At 54.6% G+C, this 18,118-nt stretch carries 14 protein-coding genes; 9 read left to right on the forward strand and 5 right to left on the reverse strand.

The features are described 5' to 3' along the window. Positions 1-50: 50 nt before the first annotated feature. Positions 51-1,649: an MFS transporter gene (locus HOV93_RS15620; RefSeq protein WP_207397438.1), complete on the reverse strand. Its 1,599-nt coding sequence runs from the start codon at positions 1,647-1,649 to the stop codon at positions 51-53. Between the two features lie 332 nt (positions 1,650-1,981). Here HOV93_RS15620 and HOV93_RS15625 point away from each other — a divergent pair, with 332 nt between their 5' ends. The 3 genes from HOV93_RS15625 to HOV93_RS15635 all read left to right on the forward strand — a co-directional run bounded on the left by HOV93_RS15625 (position 1,982) and on the right by HOV93_RS15635 (position 7,203). Continuing rightward, entirely contained in the window at positions 1,982-3,283 is a 1,302-nt protein-coding gene (locus HOV93_RS15625; protein WP_207397439.1) for an ArnT family glycosyltransferase, read from the forward strand. A 109-nt stretch (positions 3,284-3,392) separates the two neighbouring features. Next, the gene (locus tag HOV93_RS15630) at positions 3,393-6,626 is read left to right on the forward strand and encodes a hypothetical protein (protein WP_207397440.1); all 3,234 of its coding nucleotides are present in this window, start codon (positions 3,393-3,395) and stop codon (positions 6,624-6,626) included. Between the two features lie 235 nt (positions 6,627-6,861). Continuing rightward, on the forward strand, positions 6,862-7,203 hold the full coding sequence (locus tag HOV93_RS15635) for a hypothetical protein (RefSeq protein WP_207397441.1): 342 nt from the start codon (positions 6,862-6,864) through the stop codon (positions 7,201-7,203). A 14-nt stretch (positions 7,204-7,217) separates the two neighbouring features. On the opposite strand, the gene HOV93_RS15640 is transcribed toward HOV93_RS15635, so the two are convergent. From HOV93_RS15640 to HOV93_RS15650, 3 genes are all read right to left on the reverse strand, one after another. Further along, positions 7,218-7,952, reverse strand: coding sequence for an ion transporter (locus HOV93_RS15640; RefSeq protein WP_207397442.1), 735 nt, complete (start codon positions 7,950-7,952; stop codon positions 7,218-7,220). Between the two features lie 77 nt (positions 7,953-8,029). Further along, entirely contained in the window at positions 8,030-8,443 is a 414-nt protein-coding gene (locus tag HOV93_RS15645; protein WP_207397443.1) for a hypothetical protein, read from the reverse strand. A gap of 62 nt (positions 8,444-8,505) precedes the next feature. Beyond that, positions 8,506-9,471, reverse strand: a complete 966-nt coding sequence (locus HOV93_RS15650; protein ID WP_207397444.1) for a DUF1559 domain-containing protein — start codon at positions 9,469-9,471, stop codon at positions 8,506-8,508. 261 nt (positions 9,472-9,732) lie between these two features. Between HOV93_RS15650 and dapF the strand changes: the two genes are divergently transcribed. Continuing rightward, positions 9,733-10,611, forward strand: coding sequence for a diaminopimelate epimerase (gene dapF / locus HOV93_RS15655; protein WP_235990423.1), 879 nt, complete (start codon positions 9,733-9,735; stop codon positions 10,609-10,611). Between the two features lie 30 nt (positions 10,612-10,641). Next, on the forward strand, positions 10,642-11,496 hold the full coding sequence (locus HOV93_RS15660) for a lysophospholipid acyltransferase family protein (protein ID WP_207397445.1): 855 nt from the start codon (positions 10,642-10,644) through the stop codon (positions 11,494-11,496). 10 nt (positions 11,497-11,506) lie between these two features. Here HOV93_RS15660 and HOV93_RS15665 read toward each other — a convergent pair whose 3' ends face one another. After that, positions 11,507-13,312, reverse strand: a complete 1,806-nt coding sequence (locus tag HOV93_RS15665) for an NPCBM/NEW2 domain-containing protein (RefSeq protein ID WP_207397446.1) — start codon at positions 13,310-13,312, stop codon at positions 11,507-11,509. Between the two features lie 185 nt (positions 13,313-13,497). Here HOV93_RS15665 and xseA point away from each other — a divergent pair, with 185 nt between their 5' ends. Genes xseA through dxs form a run of 4 tightly spaced genes read left to right on the forward strand, consistent with a single transcriptional unit; the run spans position 13,498 to position 18,003 of the window. Continuing rightward, positions 13,498-14,721 carry an exodeoxyribonuclease VII large subunit gene (gene xseA, locus HOV93_RS15670; RefSeq protein ID WP_207397447.1) on the forward strand — a complete coding sequence of 408 codons (1,224 nt, stop codon included), beginning with the start codon at positions 13,498-13,500 and terminating at the stop codon, positions 14,719-14,721. A gap of 20 nt (positions 14,722-14,741) precedes the next feature. Next, a complete protein-coding gene (gene xseB / locus HOV93_RS15675) occupies positions 14,742-15,107 on the forward strand; it encodes an exodeoxyribonuclease VII small subunit (protein WP_207397448.1) in 366 nt (121 codons plus the stop codon). A gap of 26 nt (positions 15,108-15,133) precedes the next feature. Beyond that, a complete protein-coding gene (locus HOV93_RS15680; RefSeq protein ID WP_235990425.1) occupies positions 15,134-16,093 on the forward strand; it encodes a polyprenyl synthetase family protein in 960 nt (319 codons plus the stop codon). Positions 16,094-16,098: 5 nt separating this feature from the next. Then, positions 16,099-18,003 (forward strand): 1-deoxy-D-xylulose-5-phosphate synthase, encoded by a 1,905-nt coding sequence (gene dxs, locus HOV93_RS15685; RefSeq protein ID WP_207397449.1) that lies wholly within the window; start codon positions 16,099-16,101, stop codon positions 18,001-18,003. Positions 18,004-18,118: the final 115 nt, after the last annotated feature.

An 18,118-nucleotide genomic window follows, 5' to 3' on the forward strand; every position in this document is an offset into this window, starting at 1 on the left:
CGATCGAGGCTCGCCTTTCGTATTGATAGCGATATTAGAAGCTAACCGAGTTACTCCACTGGCCCTTGAACGCCGCCGGTATACTGCTCGGTTTCTGATTCTTCGCCGTGCAGCACGACTTGCTTATAGCCACCTTGGGACCAGAAGTAGATCACCAGCAGCAAGTAGCAGAGCCCCATCATCGCAGGCACCAAAGCCGTCCACTTTAATGCCATTCGACCACCATAGATGTTGGCCGTCTCGATCGTTTCGACTTCGTGATCGTACTCTTTTTCGTTGGACGGCTTGTTGGCTTCCCACCAGGTATTCAGGGCGGTGGTTTCTTCGGAAACCTTGCCTTCTTCGGTTTCGATTTCAGTACGACGAGCTAGTTCAGCGCCTTCGTCCTTCAACACGCCAACCTTAGCACCGTCCAAAGCGTAAACCTCAGGGAAGAACAAAAACGACTTCTTGGTTTGCGAGCGGTATTCCTCGAACAGGGCGTCGTCCAATTGCTGCATCTTTTGCGTGGCAAAATAGTCCTGCTTGTAACCGATGCCAGGGCCACCTAGCAAACCGGCCGAAAGCATCCCGATACCGCCCATCACGCCCATCGTAATGGCACCACCGCGTGGGAAGCGTTCGCCCACCACACCGAGCATCGTTGGCCAGAAAAACGTCTTACCCAAGCCGTAAACGGTGGCCGCAGCGATAATCGCCCAGCCGGTATTGGCCGAGCCCAACCAGTAAAGGCCTGTGCATCCGAAGATCGAACAAACAAACAGCAGACCCAATGGATTGATCTGGTGAACGATCGGCCCGGCGAAGAATCGCAGGACGAACATGATCGCCGAGGTGTAGATGAACAGAAGGAAGGCTTTGCCGGAAATCACGTTTTCCATGATGTTCGTGATCCAGCTGTCCGTACCTAGTTCCACGTAACCCACCATCGCGTGAATCACAAACAGGAACAACAGCAGCGGCGAGAGGAACTGCAACAGCATTTCTTTGGTGGTCACACCAGCGGCAGCGGCTTCCGATGGCGGGAAGGCTTCCTTCAACACCATGAAACCGTAGATCAACGTCGGAACCATGTACAGCGCCAGCGGGATTTCCCAGTACAGGTGGTTCACGGCAGCGTTTTCGCCACAAAACATATAGCCAATGACGCCGCCGATGATCAAACCGGCCGGCCAGCCGGCATGCAGGATATTGAGATAGTGCGTCTTCTCTTTCGGGAAGAGTGTCGCGACCAGCGGGTTAATCACCGCCTCGCAAACACCATTGGCCAGGGCGAAGATGAAGACACCGATATACAGACACCAATAGGTAGCGTCCTTACCGGCAAGCCCGTAAACGGGCGTCGCAGCCAGGGTGACGATCACAGACAAAACGTGCAGCGCGAACGCGAGCACCAGCAGCTTCTTGTAACCCAAAAGGTTATCGGCCAAAAAGCTAAAGAAGATAATCGTTACACCGAAACCAACCAGACCGCCACCGGTGATCGTGCCTAGTTCCACCTTGGTGAAACCGTAGCGTATGGCCCAGTCATTAAGAATCCCAGCACGAACACCAAAACCAACCCCAGCAGCAATCAGCGTCATAAAGCTGGCAATGAGAAGTGCCATCCGATGATAGGTCGGGCTGGCAGCGGAAGAATCATTGGACATGGGAAGAAAATCTCCTACACAAATCTGTGCATAATGGGGGGCAGTATTGACGACCGCTCTTGGTATGGGCAGTGCTAGGTCAAGTGTGGCCAGTTCATGGGGTGAAGCTGGATAAGACGAGAAAAACCAAAAAATGTGCCTCACTTAAAGCGTGGCAGTCCGAGTATACCGACTCATTCAGGGAAGTAAACTATTGTACTGGGGTGATTTCGGGCAAGATTTCCCCCAAGACGCTAATATTGCACAAACGCGCGCATGCTACCTAGCTTTCCAAATTTCTCCTTCGCCAATTCGTCGAAAACACGATCGTCCCTATGCTCTTGGTCACCTAAATGTCTAGTAACCAACAAGTTGCAGAGCCTCAAAAGCGAGAATTGGGCTGGCTATTGCTAGCGATCCTCGTTTTAGGGGCCCTGATTCGGCTGGGGGCCGCCGTTTGGTGGGAATCACGAATACCTGAGGGAGAGCGTTTTTTCTTTGGGGATAGTCTCAGCTACGAAGTCTTGGCCCAGCATCTAGCCCAGGGAGAAGATTTCGTCTACGGCGATGCCCGGATAGCGCGAACGCCTGGCTATCCGCTGCTTTTGGTCCCGGTGTATTGGATCGCCGACGAGCCGCCAACGCTGGCTCTGCGATTGATCGGCGTGGTTTGTGGGACGCTTTCGATTGGCTTAGCGGCCTGGATTGCTCGGATGTTATTCGACCCGGTCGCCGGTGTGTTCGCTGCATTGCTCGTCGCGTTTTATCCCGGCGCCATCGCGATGAGCGTCTTTATACTGAGTGAGGCTCCGTTTGTTCCACTGATGCTTTTAAATCTCGGCTGGCTCATTGTGGCGCTAAGGGCAGATCATTCGTCGCGTCGCACAAAATTCGCAGCCCTTTCTGGGCTGGCATTTGGGTTGGCCATTTTGATGCGGCCTAGCTGGTTGATGTTTCCTTTGTTCGCGACACCGATCGGGCTGCTTTTCTACGAACATCGTAAGCAACAGTTGCTCGCCTACGCCACCGCAGCTGTCGTCGCGGCCGTGGTTCTGATGCCATGGTGGGTTCGCAATTACGTGGTGGTTGGCAAGTTCGTCCCGACGACCCTTCAAGTGGGAGCAAGTCTTTACGACGGCATCAGTCCGATAGCCACCGGAGCCAGTGATATGCGATACGTCGCCAATTTCAAACGCGATCAGGCCGCCGAGGAAGCAGGTCAGGATGCCCCACTTTCAGGAACCTTTGAATCGCGTCTCGATGGCCGAATGAAACAGGCTTCCGTGGACTGGGCAAAACAAAACCCCGCCCAAGTGATCAAACTGGCTGGCGTCAAGTTTTGGCGTTATTGGACCCCGCTGGGGAACGATCAAGAGGTTATCGGCAAGATGGAGGTCTTGATGGCTTTGGGGTACTTGCCGATTGTCTTGACTGGTTTACTGGCCACGGTGCTCTATGCACGACGCATGTGGATTTACTTTCTGTTGGGCTTGCCTATCTTCTACTTTTGCTGCTTGCACATGGTATTTGTCAGTTCGATTCGGTATCGACAACCGCCAATGCTAGCCCTGGCGATCCTCAGTGCGGGCCTTCTGGCCGGCTGGTGGCGAAATTGCCAGTTGCGGAAGGCAGCGAAGTCTCCCGTCGAAAACTGAAAATGGGACATAGAAATCGGCCGCAAGCACCTAAACCGACGTTTACCGAAAGGCATGATTCTGCCAAGATTTAGCGACATATGTCCGCTTGGAAAGGATTCCATCCCGGGTGAGTCGCTTTTTTTCTGCTTCATGTCGCTTCGTTAAATGGACCACGTTAGCCGTGGCCGTATTGGCATGCGCGCTAGGATTGTATCTCTATCACAATCTGAATAACGAAATTCGTTCGCACGTCGAAAAGAAATTCGCCAGCCACTACAGCAATCTGTTGGTCTCGGTTCGCTCGGCCCGATTCATCGAAGGCAAAGGAATCGAAATCCGCGGCCTGACGCTCGCCCAGCGATCGAGCTTCTACCAATCGCAAGAGTTGGTGTCGGTCGACGAGATCATGGTCTACTGTACGACCGACCCTCGCAGATTGGCTTCGGGTGATTTCCAGGTTGAAAAGATCGTCGCGCGGCGGCCCAAGCTAACGGCAACCGTCGATACCGATGGAAGCACCAACTTGAAGCATCTCTTTCCGATGCCTAAATGGGGAGATGACAATCCGGCGGTTGAAGTGTTCGATGCGTCGCTCTTGCTGGCCGATCGTCGCGGTGGAAACGTGCAGCGAATTCTGGACAACGTTGATTTTCAAATCAAAACCGAGACGGCCCCCGGCATGGGCAACTTTGCCGGTCAAGCACGTACCCAGAAAAGAATCAAGGCGACCCTCAATTCCCAGAACTGGGAGTCGGCCACGCTTACCGGGCTGATCGATGAATCGGCTCAAACATTCGCCGCCCAAGGTAACATCGGGAATCTTCGGATTGATGATCACCTGTGGGGACTGTGCCCCGAAGAGTGGAAAAAGCACATCAAGGACCTGGTACATCTCGAAGCGATGGCCGATACGGCGTTTCAGGTCTCTGGAAATTCAAGCGGTCTGACGAACTACCTAGCAACTATAGACGTGCGTGACGGAACTTGGAGCGATCCTCGAATCCCAGGCACAGTCGAGCGAATCCAAGGCCGCGTCATTGCTTCCCCTCCTGGCATTCGTATCGAGAAGCTCATCGCTTATTACGAGAACGGCTCGGTAAGCGCATCGCTTTCAAGAACCGGCTGGCAGGCCAACAGCCCCGTGCATGTTTCCGCGACGCTTAAGAACATTACGCTGCATCAAGGTCTGGCAAGCATGTTGCCAAGCGGTATGCAGAAAAGCTGGAAACGTTATCAACCTTCAGGCACACTTGATGCTTCGGTGAAACTTGACTTCGACGGGCAAAAATGGCTTCCTGAAATTCACGCCAACTGCCGAGGAACGAATTTCGTCTTCGAGGAATTCCCTTACCCCGTGACCGATGCCCGGGGAAAGATCGATTTCAAAGATCGCCTGCTCGATATCGACCTGCTCGCCCATGCCGGCAAATCTCGGATTGCGATCGTGGGGAGCGTTATGGATCCCGGCCCCAATAGCAGCGGACCCATTCGTGTCCGCTCGCTTGATCCGGTGCACTGGGATTCGACGTTCGAGCATGCGTTGTATGCTGCCCAGGAAGATGTCTGCAATGTGGCTCGCGAGTTTCACCTGCAAGGCGCGGCTAACGTTGACTTCACGATTGTCACTCACAGCAAGCCGGAAATGAAGCCGGACAAGTCTCTGCGGATGGAGATCATCGACGCTTCGGTCAAGTACGAGAAGTTCCCCTATCCTATTTCCAAAATCAACGGCCAGATCGTCTGGAAAGATGGGGTCGTCACCATCGAGCATCTCCAAGGCTACAACGACAGCGGGCACATCACCTGTCGCGGCACCTGGCAAGAGGTTCCCGGAGATAAACGCGGCAACCTGAATCTAAAGTTTGCCTGTAAAGATGTACCCTTGGATGACGAACTGAAGACCGCCATCCCGGAATCGGCCCAGCAAGGGTGGGATCAGCTGCGTCCTCGTGGTTCGATCGATCACATGGACATCAGTTTGCATTGGCCCAACTCACAAGGTGATTTGGACCTGTGGATGAATGCTCAGAAGTGGGAGCGTAGTCGGAATCTTTCCGGAAGAGCGGTCTCAGTCGAGCCGGTTGGCTTTCCCTACGTGCTCGACGAAGTCGTCGGCAGTGTCGAGTTTCGAAACGGACAAATTACACTCAATCAGATGACCGCGCGTCATGGTGACGTTCGCGTGTCGACCAATGGAAGCTGCTTCTTTCCTGAGGACCAACGTTGGCAGGTCCGCTTTGAAGACCTGCGGATTGAGAACATTGCGGTCGATCGAGACCTTCTCTTGGCTGTGCCTGAGAAGCTGGAAAAATCGCTTCAGCAGCTTCAGGTTGGTCCGCTATTTCATGCCGATGGCGTGGTCGTGCTTTCCAATCCCAACCCAGGCCGTCCGGTTCAAATGAACTGGGATATGACCGTTCACATGGCCGGCGGTCAGATCCGTCGCGGAGCCGTTATCAGCAATATTTACGGAGCAATCCGCTTCGAAGGGCAATCAGATGAGTCAGGTGCCCGATCGTTTGGTGAATTCCAGTTAGACAGCGTCACGTCCCGTGGCATTCCCTTATCGAACGTGCGCGGACCGTTTTGGATTGATGAATCTCAATTTCTAACCGGGCGTCATGTCCCTCACACCGATGGCCAGCCTCCACGGCATGTTACGGCGAATGCGTTTGGAGGTGTGATTTTGATCGATAGCCGCATGCAATTGGCAGGCACGCAACCGTTTCAAACCGACGTTACGCTGGCCAATGGAACGGTCGGTCAGATGTTGATCGACCTGGGGCAGCAGAACCGCGGTCAGACGTCAGGGCGTCTGTTCGGCAATATTAGTATGACTGGGACGCTGGAAGGAACGCACACCTACGATGGTACCGGGTCGCTGCAACTTCGGGATGCGAACATGTATCAATTGCCGCTCGCGGTCGCGATGCTGAATGTGCTCAATGCGCGATTTCCTGACACCAACGCCTTCAATTCCGCAGACATCAAGTACCGCGTAGCCGGCAACTATGTTTATCTGGATGATATGCGTCTCTCGGGCGAAGCACTGGCTCTTAAGGGCAACGGCGAAGTCAATCTCGATGGACAGATCAGCATGCGGTTCTATACCGAGTTCGGCAATCAAACGTTTGACGTGCCGGTTGTTCGCCAGATGATTGGGCAGGCAAGCCGCAATTTGATGGTGATCCATGTGGGTGGTTCGGTCGACAATCCGACGACCGAACAAGAAATTTTTCCCATGGTAAATGAAACTCTGGAACAACTATTTCCTGCGAGAGCCGTACGTCTACCTATCGGCGCGCCTCCTTCCTCGCAGTCGCCGGCGGGCATTCGTCGAGGAAACTCGATTCCTCGCTAGCACGGACGTCCCCTCGGCACTCTCCTTAAGATGGGGGGAAGATGTGACGATAATATCAGATAGAAGCATTGTTCACGCGGAAATCACCTCGATACGTCTTCATGCATCCGTAGCCGTTTGACTGGATGGTGAACCTGGCCAAGGGTTCACTTTAGAGCACTCCCTTCCGTGTGGAAGGCCGTGCCGCCGGGCATCTTTCTGCCCGCGTCGACTGGGCACTACGAGGATCGAAGTCATGAGCGTCGGACCGTTAGGAGCATCGCTAGCCAGCTCGATTGCGGCTACCAATCTAGCTCAGCGCAATTCCTCGGATGTTGCCGGTGCTCAGCAGGCAACCAGCAGCCACGCGTTAGTAGTCGACTCGACCGAGAAAGCCGAAAAAGCTGCCGGCGTAGGCGACCCAGAGGAAAGTGAAAAAATCTCGGATCGAGACGCCGACGGACGACGCGCATGGGAACGTCCCGAAGAAGAATCGGACGAAGACGAAGCAGAACTCGAAGGGGACGCCACCTACGATGCGACCCAACGGAAAGACCCGACTGGGGTCAAAGGTCGCGAGATCGATCTGAGCGGCTGAGTTTACCAGGATCTCTAAGGCTCGTCGGTAAGGATATCGCCCGTTGTGTTATCTTCCATTTTTCGTGCTTGTGCGAGCGCCGATGCAACGAGTCCTGCTGGGACCGATATCACACCCAATCCGATGACCAGCATGACAAACGTGAAGATCTTCCCACCGACGGTGATTGGATAGACGTCGCCATAGCCAACCGTGGTTAGAGTGACGATAGCCCACCACAAGCAGTGAAACACGGATCCAAAAGCGTCAGGCTGAGCTTCGCTTTCAAATTGATAGATTCCGACCGCCGCCAGGTAAAGCAGGATTAGTGCGGCACCTAAGAACAAAATGACTTCTTCTTTGGCAATCAGAATTGCTCGATGAAATCTTCTCGCGGCGGCGCTATATCTTGCCAGTTTCAAAATACGAAAGAGTCGGAGCAGGCGGAGCGTTCTAATGGATCGTAGGTCGACACCCAATCCGAGAAAGAACGGAACAATTGCCAGCAGGTCCACAATTCCAAAAAAGCTCAGAACATATTTTCGCTTAGGCGAAGCCACGGCAACGCGGAGACAATATTCAAGCGAAAATGCAATGACCGAAAATACTTCAAAAGCATTTAGCCATCTTCGTGTCGTATCAGACAGATTCGGAAGCGTCTCAAGAGAGAACGTGACTAAGGAGAGGAGGATTAAAAAGAGGACCGATAAGTCAAAAAGACGTCCAAGACGTGTATCGCTTTCTTGAACAACTTGTCTTAACTTTTGCATGGATGGCGTGAGACTACGATAACAGGAAACAGGAAGAAGATTCTTGCCGCTATCGTAGTCTACAATGAAATGCGTCTCTACTTCCTCTTCAGGTCGAACACGAATTCATTCGGTCCATCTTTACTTATTGAAACTTCAAAGCCTTTGTCGAGGCGACCGTAGTGGTTCGGGACCAGATCGACCGAACCGGTTTCGTTATCGTCGTCGTAGATGGTTACCTTGTGCTCGCCGGTGACGACTCCTGCTTTCTGTCCGTTGGTCCAAAGGTCGAGCACTTCCCCATTCTCGATGCGACCGTTGGAGCTAGGCCCTGGATTGACGGGGCTGAACGCGATTAATGCCTTGGATAGCGGTTTGCCATCCAGGGTTACCTGGGCGCTAATCGGCACGGTAGGTGGTAACTTGGGGCCGGTGTCTGAGCAGCCCAAAGCGACCGCCAGGCAAACAGTTACCGGTGCCAACAAAACAGTAGTTGCGAGAGACCTTCTCATGACTTGGGTGCCTACAGAGAACTTGTGGGGATGGTAGCAACGACAAAGCAGTAGCTGTGCCGTTACAACTCGCCGGGCGTCTCTCCGCCTGCTCGGGTTCCAAAGCCTTGATAGATAGTTCGATTAACGGTTTCAGCCACGAAGCGCACCGAGCCATCTCCCAGCATCATGTTGGCTCCGCCGGGGTGGAGGCTGCGGGCCAGGATGATCATGTTGTCGGTTCCCTGCCCGTTACATGGCGTTCGAGGAAGGTTACGACAACTGCTCAGTCGGTCCCCTACGATCGAATTCGGTGGCTCGCGGGTGCTGAAGCAACCCGATCCGCGCCTGCCGAAGTAGTACGAACCGCGCAGGTCCTGATTTGTAGAGTTACGCGGCGCTACGTCCGGCACAACCAGGATCTCGCCCATCATGAACGTGTTACTGGTGCCGTCGGTGACATCCCCAAAATCGGTTTTGGATCGGGCGAAGAACATCCCATTGTTTTGCTGCATGTGAGGATCGGAAGTCGTCGTGAAGTAACCCGACCCGCTACAGGCCACATAGTTGCCGGCAAACCCAAAATTGCCCGACCAAACCGAAGGTTCGATGTTGGTAATCTTCGGGGCATTCGCATCGCTGGGGCATGTCAGCCCATCGATCACCGTGAATCGGCCTGGAGCCGTTGCGGCCTTTAATCCCTGGTCGAAGTGCGGCTTCATTTGATCGTAAAGATTGCCCTGCTCGATATAAGGAAGCAGCATCTGCATCCACGTGGGGGGCGTGTTTTCAAAGTTCAAAGGATCGACCGTATCAAAGTTGACCCGTCCGACGACCCCCGGCGGAAAGTTGCCGAGCGTATCGTGATAGTTGTGCATCGCGATTCCCAACTGCTTCTGATTGTTGGTGCACTGCATCCTTCGGGCCGCTTCGCGGGCTTGCTGTACCGCAGGCAATAGCAGTGCTATCAACACCCCAATAATGGCAATTACGACGAGAAGTTCGACAAGCGTGAAGCCGGCACGGGGCCGTGGTCGATAGTCTTGCATGGTAGGCAAGGTCCTATAAAGCAGTGAATCGAGCTATGAAAATGAATGAATTAGCCACCCGGGTGGCAATTAAATAGCATGCCAACTAGCTAGGGGGCTCGCAATAGAAATTTGGTTAGTTGAGAAGTTTTTCTGGCGTCACGGGCTGTCGCATAAGCGAATTTCAATGACTTAGTGAACGGGCTTAACGTTTTGGGCCTCTTCACGGTAGGATAAGAACCTTACTGCATCGATCACTTTGAACTGTTGCCTGGGAACCTGATGTCGCAACTGCGTTTTACGAAGATGCACGGAGCCGGAAACGACTACGTGTATGTCAATCTGTTTGAAGAGCAACTTCCGGCACCTCCTGAAAAGTTGGCACCGCTGGTCTCGGATCGACATTTCGGAATCGGGGGCGATGGCCTGATTCTGATCACTCCTTCTGAGGTCGCTGATGCCCGGATGCGGATGTTCAACGCGGATGGCTCGGAAGCTGAAATGTGCGGCAACGGCCTTCGCTGCGTGGCGAAGTATGTTTACGACCACGGAATAGCCAAGAAGGACAAGCTGACGCTCGAGACGGGTGCCGGGGTGCTTTCGGTGGAGTTAGAAACCGACGGCAACATGGCCAAGCGAGTTACCGTGAACATGGGCGAGCCGATTCTCGAAGCGGCCAAGATCCCGACGACCTTCGACGAAAGCCCCGTCGTCAATCAACGTCTGGAAGCCGGCGGGCGTGAGTTTGAAGTGACGTGCGTTTCAATGGGCAACCCGCATTGCGTTATCTTTGTCGATAAAGCAGACGACGACTTGGTCTTGAAGATTGGCCCCCAGATTGAAAAGGCGATTCAGTTTCCGGCACGCATCAACGTAGAATTCATCGAGATCATCAGCCCGACAGAAGTTCGTCAGCGAACATGGGAACGCGGCAGCGGTGAAACGCTGGCTTGCGGCACCGGGGCGAGTGCGGTTTGCGTAGCCGGCGTGCTGACCGGAAAGTTAGAGCGAAGGATCTTGAACCATCTGCTCGGCGGTGACCTGGAACTGCACTGGAACGAAGCAGACAATCACGTTTACATGACCGGTCCAGCCGAAGAAGTATTCAGTGGGATTTGGCCAGTCCCTCATGGTGTACCGCTTTATTCGCAACTCGCTTAGAGTCAAATCAGTCGTTGAGGCAAGGAAGCCATGCGAAGAACTCATTCCCCCTGGATTGCCCGCGCCGGCGGCGCGGCTTTGGTCGCGATCGTCAAGTCGATGATTAGTACGCTCGATGTCCGGACCATGTACGTTCAGGCTCAGGACGACCCGGCCAATCCCTCGTGCCAGCGGCGTGGGATTTATGTCTTTTGGCACGAGTACATCACTTTCCCATTTGCCCTCCGAGGCCACTGTAACGTCTCGATGCTCTTAAGCCGTCATCGCGACGCCGAGTGGCTGGCACATGCAGCAGAACTCGAGGGATTTGGTACAGTGCGAGGTTCTTCAAGTTGGGGAAGCATTGCAGCACTGAAAGAACTGATCAAGGTTTCGCGTACCCAGCACTTGGCGATCACGCCGGACGGTCCTCAAGGACCGCGCCGCACGATGGCCCCAGGCCCGATCTATCTCGCCTCGAAATTACAGATGCCGATCATCCCTATGGGGTTTGGGATGGATCGCCCCTTTAGGCTGGGGACTTGGGATAAGTTTGCCGTCCCCCGCCCGTTCAGCCGAGCACGCCTGATCATGGGGCAGGCCATCGATATTCCCCGAGAGCTTTCCAAAGAAGACGTCGATTTTCATCGCCTCGAAGTCGAACGCATACTAAATCACCTGACGGTATCCGCAGAAAAATGGGCCGAATCGCACTTGCCTGGCGAGAATGAGGTCTGCTCTTTCGCATCCGCAACACCACTGGAAAATCGAAAAGAAATCAGCTCCAAACGACGCTATTGGCGGCAAGCGGAACTGCGCAATCACCAGGTAACGAAGCCAACCGTTGCAGTAGCGGAAGGTGAACAAGCCGAGCCCACGATCTTGCCGTTTCGTTCGGCTTCGTAGCAGGTGATGCTTACCGGCTGATCTTAGGCGAACCCCAAACCGACCAGCAGCCGCTGATGTTGTTTTCGCCTGTTTCGGTGATTAGTTCCAGCTTCTTGATGCCGGTGATGTCGACATCTACTTTTTCTACTTTGCTGGATCGCAGCTTGGCCGAGCGGTAAAGCTCTTGGCCATCTCCCTTCACGATGAAGATCGCCGAAGCACTTTCGCGGACGCCTGATTGCATACCGGCGACGGCAGTAAATCGCTTCCACTCGCCATTCAGATCGAAGACAAACTGGGACGGGGCGTGGGCATAAAAGCCTTGGGCATGGAATTGCCCCCCAGGCCGTAAAAAGAATCCGCTGTCTTGACGACTATTGATGGGTAAGTAGGCGTTTCGCGTCGGACGACCGTAGCCAACCTTCGTCGTCGTTGCCTCGACATCGGAAAGATAGACGTCGCTTTGCGTGAGCTGTGATAGTTTAGCAAGCTTCGTGTTGGCGTCGAACGCTTGAACGTATTCGAGCATCGGTGTTAGTTGAGTTTTCGGCTTCGCTTGCAGGTATTTCTGTGCGAAGTTACGTGCCTGTGCAACGCGTCCTAGAAGCATCTCTTTTTCGAGGGTGGCGATCGCCCTGCCATCTTGTAAGGCCTGAACATTGGGTTCGCCCTGCTGGTTGGCTGTAAACAAGTAGCTTGCATCGCTGGTCGCGCCATTGGCATGGCAGAAGCTCAGCCGCAGCGTGTTATTGCCAGGCTTGTGGGTGTCGAGTGTCACCTCGAATGAGCCATCCGGCGCGACTTCAGAAGTCCACTGATAAGCGTCGTAGTTGTTACCCCCTTCAGCATCGCTGTAGGCTATGACGGCGAAGGGCTCGACATTGGATTTTACTTTTCCGCGGACCGTCAATGCTTTGCCGCTTCCGCTGAACTCGAGGTTGGTGACTTCAAGACCCGTTCGTTCAAACCGCTGCTTATTGCTCTGCGAAAGCAACGGATGACACATCATCCGCGTCGCACTGGCCAGCGTCATAAAGCTTCCCTTCTTGCCGACCAATTCTGCACGGTAAGTGTAATTACCAGAGCCCATCAATGCGGTCCCCTTGGACTTTTCCGAGGGAAGCTCGCGATTATGCGGCAGGCTTAAGCCGTGCCCTAGTTCATGGGCCATCCCGCCGATGAAGACCGTGTTGAAGTCAGCAAGCGATCGTTGCTGATCTCGGTTGTGTTCGTTGTAGCGAAACAGCTCGTCTGACTTGGTCAGGTTCAATGTATCTAGCTTCTCGCAGTCCGCCGCAAAGCAGATCCCGCGAACATGGTTCGCCCCACCCAAGCCGTAATAGGGTGAATAGATCTTGTAGCGTCCATCTTCCTGCTTGTCGCACAGAGCACACAAGATCAGCAGAAACTCACGATCCGGATCGACCTTGCCTCGTAGTTGTTGGCCAATCTCGCGAAGAATTTTTCGCCCGTAGGAACTTGCGTACCCGTACCCATCGTGATTCTCGGCACCTTGAACCATGTGGATCTTCACTTGGTCTCCGTCCATCTCGACCGGCAGCGGAGAATTCTTCAGGCCGATCCGGGCGAACTCGGTGTCGTAGAAGTCTTTGATATCTAGAACCATCCGATTGACGCGTTCTTGATAATGGGCCTGCGGCTGACGATCAGCGGGATAGAAGTAGATGACTCTCAGCTTGAGGTCTTCTTGTGGAGCGTCCTCGTGAAAAGCCCGCACACGCGCCTGAAGCGATTGGGCCACCGATCTCTCGTCGGCCTGACAGAAACCGCCAGCGGTCACCAGCAAACAAATCGCAAGAAGTGTCTTCAGCATGGGGAAGAAATCCTGAGAGGTGGGTGGGTCGTAAGGCAGGTTGCGCACATTTATATATTAGTCTGCGGGGTTCGTTCTGTCCTCCCTCGTTAGTGCCGACCCTTCCGGTTTCTCGAAAACTGTTCTATCATCGAGGCCTCGCACGGTGCACAAGAAATGGTATTTTTCAAAGTTTTACGATCGACATGGACGCCGGAACCGCACAATGGGATGGCCCCGGCGAGAAGCCGCCGGTCTTATCTGTTTCCCAGCTGACGGCCCTGATTCAGGGAACGCTGGAAATGACCATACCGCCGGTGTGGGTTTCCGGTGAAATCTCGAATCTGTCGCAGCCTCGCTCAGGGCATATTTATCTGACCTTGAAGGATGACGATGCCCAGATCCGCGGCGTCATCTGGCGTAACACGGCCACTAAGCTTCCTTTTGATTTGGAAGATGGCCAGGAAGTCTTGTGCCATGGGCAGCTCGATGTTTACCCGCCGCGCGGAAGTTACCAATTGGTGATCCGCGATATCGAGCCGCGAGGGGTCGGTTCACTGCAACTCAAGCTGCGACAATTGCAGCAGAAGCTGGCCGCAGAAGGACTTTTCGAGGCAGACCGTAAACGACCGATTCCAAAGTTTCCCAAACGCATCGCGTTCGTAACGAGCCCGACCGGGGCCGCCGTTCGCGACTTTCTGGAAGTGATGAATCGGCGGTGGCGCAATGTCGAGGTGCTGATTATCCCAGCCCGCGTTCAGGGGGATGGTGCCGCCGCAGAAATTGCCGCAGGCATCAAGCGAGCCAATCAACTTGCCGTTCGCCCCGATGTCTTGGTGGTGGGACGTGGTGGCGGAAGCATGGAAGACCTATGGTGCTTCAATGAAGAGATGGTCGTACGGGCAATCGCCGAATCGAGCATTCCGACCATCTCCGCCGTCGGGCACGAGATCGACGTTACCCTCGCTGACTTTGCCGCAGACAAACGAGCGCTAACCCCCAGCGAAGCGGCCGAGTTGGCAGTGCCATCGATGCTGGAAATCCAAGACCGGTTGAATGGAATGCAATCGCGTTTGGCCACCGGTTTAAGGGCAACCTACGACCGCGCCGCTTCCAAGTTAGAATTACTTTCTCGCAGCCGCGTGCTAACCCATCCCTTCGAGATGGTGCACGACCATCAGCGAACGCTCGATGAACTGGACGCCGCCGCTACTCGCGTCATGCGTCACCGCTTGCAGCAAGCTCAGGAAGCGTTGGCCCGGCGAGCCGCTCAACTGGAAGCTATGTCACCGCTGGCAGTGCTTTCGCGAGGATATTCGGTAACGCGCAACGCCAACGAGCAGGTCCTGCGCGATCCGTCTCAAGTTCAGCCGGGGGACGAAATTGAAACCATCCTGGAAAAAGGCCGCATCCGAAGCCGCGTCCAGTGAAAGCAAACAAGGAACAACCATTGGCCAAGAAGAAGCAAAGTGAAGAACAACCGGCCCCCAAGTTTGAAGAGGGCCTGGAAGAACTGCAGCAGATTGTCCAGCAGCTAGAAGCAGGACAGTTAGGCCTGGATGCTGCGCTCGAAAAATATCAGCGTGGGATCGAGGTTCTCAAGCAGTGTCACGGCGTTCTCAAGGTAACCGAACGTAAGATCGAACTTCTTTCAGGCGTAGATGCGGAAGGAAATCCCGTCACCCAGCCGTTCGAGGACGAGGAAATGTCCCTCGACGAGAAAGCTCAATCACGGGCTCGGCGGAGGGGGAGTCCCAAAAAATCTGAGGGCAAATCAGGCTTGGATAACGTGGACGACGATCGCAAGTTGTTCTAAAATAGGATGTTGCAGCGGGATGCGGCTTGGAGGCCGCCGAATATCATGCCGCGATTGCCCATATTCCCTATGACGACCCAGGATTGAGAATGGCCGAAGTGTCGACCGAGACCTTTCGGGAAGTTTCCGAGCGACTTCGCCCCGAAATCGACGCGGCTCTAACCCGACTAACGGAGTTCGACCACGATTGCCCCGACCGACTGCGCGAAGCAATTCGCTACAGTTTGCTCGCCCCCGGTAAGCGGTTGCGACCGGTCTTGGCGTTATTGGCCTCCGAAGCTTGCGGTTCTGACGTAAAGAGAGCCATCGCACCGGCTTGTGCGGTCGAAATGATTCATGCGTATTCGCTGATTCATGACGATCTACCAGCGATGGACGACGATGACTTGCGCCGTGGTCGGCCAACTTGTCATCGCCAGTTTGACGAAGCAACGGCGATCTTGGCAGGCGATGCCTTACTGACACGGGCATTCGAAATTTTAGCGACCGAAATCATCGATCCCGAGCAATCTCGGCAATGCCTTCGCGAATTAACCCATGCCGCCGGTGCCAGCCAACTGGTCGGTGGACAGGTCGATGACCTCCGATTTGAGAAACTCGACGGAACGGCCGACGATCTGGCGGCCATCCATCGGCGAAAGACTGGAGCGATGATCACCATTTCGCTTCGCCTGGGGGGAATCGTTGCCGGGGCGGACAACGCCCTGTTGTCCCTTCTGACCAAGTATGGCGATTGCCTGGGATTGGCTTTTCAAATCACGGACGACCTGTTGGACGTTCAGGGAGATGAAAAGTCGATGGGCAAACGCGTGGGGAAGGACGCCGATAAAGGCAAAATGACCTTCCCGGGGGTCTGGGGGATTGAAGAGAGCCGGCGAAAAGCGGAACAATTAATCCATCAGGCATGTGAAGCGGCTGCCAAACTCCCCAGTGGAGGCGACTCCCTCATTTCCCTGGCTCATTACGTGCTCGAAAGGAATCACTAATCGCCATGGCGGAACTACTTCCCACCATCAAATCACCAGAAGACCTAACAGGGTTCAACGCCGCACAACTGGATCAGTTAGCGGTCGAGATCCGGGAAGTCCTCTGCAATTTGGTTGCCACCCGAACGGCACACTTCGCCTCGAACCTGGGCGTGGTCGAGCTTTGCATTGCCCTGCACCGGACGTTCGACTTCACGCAGGACCGCTTGATCTGGGATACCGGGCACCAGGTTTATCCGCACAAGTTGGTCACCGGACGGTACGACCAATTCAACACCATGCGGACCAAGGGGGGCCTGATGGGTTATCCCAACCCGCATGAAAGTGAGTACGATCTCTTCATGACCGGTCACGCTGGGGCCAGTGTTTCGACGGTCATGGGACTGGCCAGCGGCGACTTCTTAAATGGCAATTCCGATCGTCATTCGGTAGCGGTGATCGGCGACGGGGCGTTCCCCAGTGGGATGGTCTTCGAGGCGCTCAATAACGCGAAGGTCTTGAACGGCAATCTGCTCATCATCTTGAACGACAATAAAATGTCGATCTGTCCCCGCGTTGGCGGTGTGGCGGACTACTTCGACCGTCTGCGGATGAATCCGTTCTACACCGGTTTCAAAAACGAAGTCGTCAAAGCGCTGAACATGGTGCCGGTCTTCGGCGATCCAACCGAACGCTTCCTGGCTCAGCTTAAAGAAGGGGTCAAAGCGGGGCTGCACGGAGGCATGCTCTTCGAAGAATTGGGCATCAATTACATTGGTCCCATCGATGGTCATAACATACAGCTTCTGCGGAAGTACCTGGAAATGGTCAAGACGCAGAAGGGCCCTACCCTTTTGCACGTGGTAACGGAAAAGGGGCACGGGTACGATCCGGCTGCCGAGGATCCGGTCTATTACCACACTCCTCCAGTCCTTCGTAAAAGCGAAGATTGCGGCGAAGCTCCTAAGACGAGCGGAGGCTCGAAGGCCTATACCAACTACGCACGCGATGCGATTGCCGATGTGATGCGGAAGAACCAGAGCGTTACCATCATGACTGCGGCCATGTGCCAAGGGACGAAGATGGAACCGCTGCGTGATGAGTTCGGCGATCGCTTCTTCGATACCGGCATTTGCGAGTCGCACACCGTCGCGTTTGCGGCTGGTCAGGCCAAAGCTGGGCTGCGTCCGATTGTGAACATCTACAGCACGTTCCTGCAGCGCAGCTTCGATCAGGTCTTCCAGGAAGTCGCTTTGCAAGACTTGCCGGTCGTCTTCACGATGGACCGAGCCGGTATTACGGCGGCGGATGGCCCAACGCATCACGGCATGTACGATATCGGCTACATGCGGTTGTTCCCCAATATGATTGTGATGGCTCCTGGTGACGCGGACGAATTGACCGAGATGGTCTCGTTTGCGGTCTCGGTCGATCACCCGACCGCGATTCGTTATCCCAAAACCAACGCCGAGAACATCGCCCGCGATCGCCAACCGATTGAACTAGGCAAGGCCGAAGTTCTTAAGCGAGGAAGCGATGGCGCGGTCATTTGTTACGGGACACAACTGGCCGAAGCCAAGAAGGCCGTTGAACTGCTGGCCAAAGACGGTATCGACGTGACGCTGGTCAATGCTCGTTTCGCCAAGCCCATCGACAGCGAGACGATCTTGCCGATTCTGAAAGAGTCGCCGTTCGTCGTCACCGTTGAAGAAGCGGCGTTGATGACCGGTTTCGGCAGTGCCCTGCTCGAAACGGCGAATGAGGCCGGAATCGACGCAAGTCACGTAAAACGACTAGGAATTGCCGATCTCTTTGTACAACATGGAGATAGAGCGGAAATCCTGGCCGAACTACAGCTCGATTCCTTGGGCATTGCCCAGGTATGCCGAGAGTTGGCCGCCGCCCACGATGAGATTTCCTCCCAGCATTAAGCTCCTTCTCCGGTCCCCTGCCCCTCCCTGGGGAAATGGCTAAGGTGACGGGTGGATGAGCTATGAGATTCAAAGATCAGTAGTGTTTTGAACGGCATTCGCCTGCTGGTCTTAA

Origin of the sequence: Bremerella alba, assembly GCF_013618625.1 — a bacterium.
GTDB lineage: Bacteria > Planctomycetota > Planctomycetia > Pirellulales > Pirellulaceae > Bremerella > Bremerella alba.

Coding starts and splice junctions, on each gene's coding strand:
- HOV93_RS15640 (WP_207397442.1), bottom strand. CDS start 7,952: ATGCAAAAGTTAAGACAAGTTGTTCAAGAAAGCGATACACGTCTTGGA.
- HOV93_RS15645 (WP_207397443.1), bottom strand. CDS start 8,443: ATGAGAAGGTCTCTCGCAACTACTGTTTTGTTGGCACCGGTAACTGTT.
- HOV93_RS15620 (WP_207397438.1), bottom strand. CDS start 1,649: ATGTCCAATGATTCTTCCGCTGCCAGCCCGACCTATCATCGGATGGCA.
- HOV93_RS15635 (WP_207397441.1), top strand. CDS start 6,862: ATGAGCGTCGGACCGTTAGGAGCATCGCTAGCCAGCTCGATTGCGGCT.
- HOV93_RS15625 (WP_207397439.1), top strand. CDS start 1,982: ATGTCTAGTAACCAACAAGTTGCAGAGCCTCAAAAGCGAGAATTGGGC.
- dxs (WP_207397449.1), top strand. CDS start 16,099: ATGGCGGAACTACTTCCCACCATCAAATCACCAGAAGACCTAACAGGG.
- xseA (WP_207397447.1), top strand. CDS start 13,498: ATGGACGCCGGAACCGCACAATGGGATGGCCCCGGCGAGAAGCCGCCG.
- HOV93_RS15660 (WP_207397445.1), top strand. CDS start 10,642: ATGCGAAGAACTCATTCCCCCTGGATTGCCCGCGCCGGCGGCGCGGCT.
- dapF (WP_235990423.1), top strand. CDS start 9,733: ATGTCGCAACTGCGTTTTACGAAGATGCACGGAGCCGGAAACGACTAC.
- HOV93_RS15665 (WP_207397446.1), bottom strand. CDS start 13,312: ATGCTGAAGACACTTCTTGCGATTTGTTTGCTGGTGACCGCTGGCGGT.
- HOV93_RS15650 (WP_207397444.1), bottom strand. CDS start 9,471: ATGCAAGACTATCGACCACGGCCCCGTGCCGGCTTCACGCTTGTCGAA.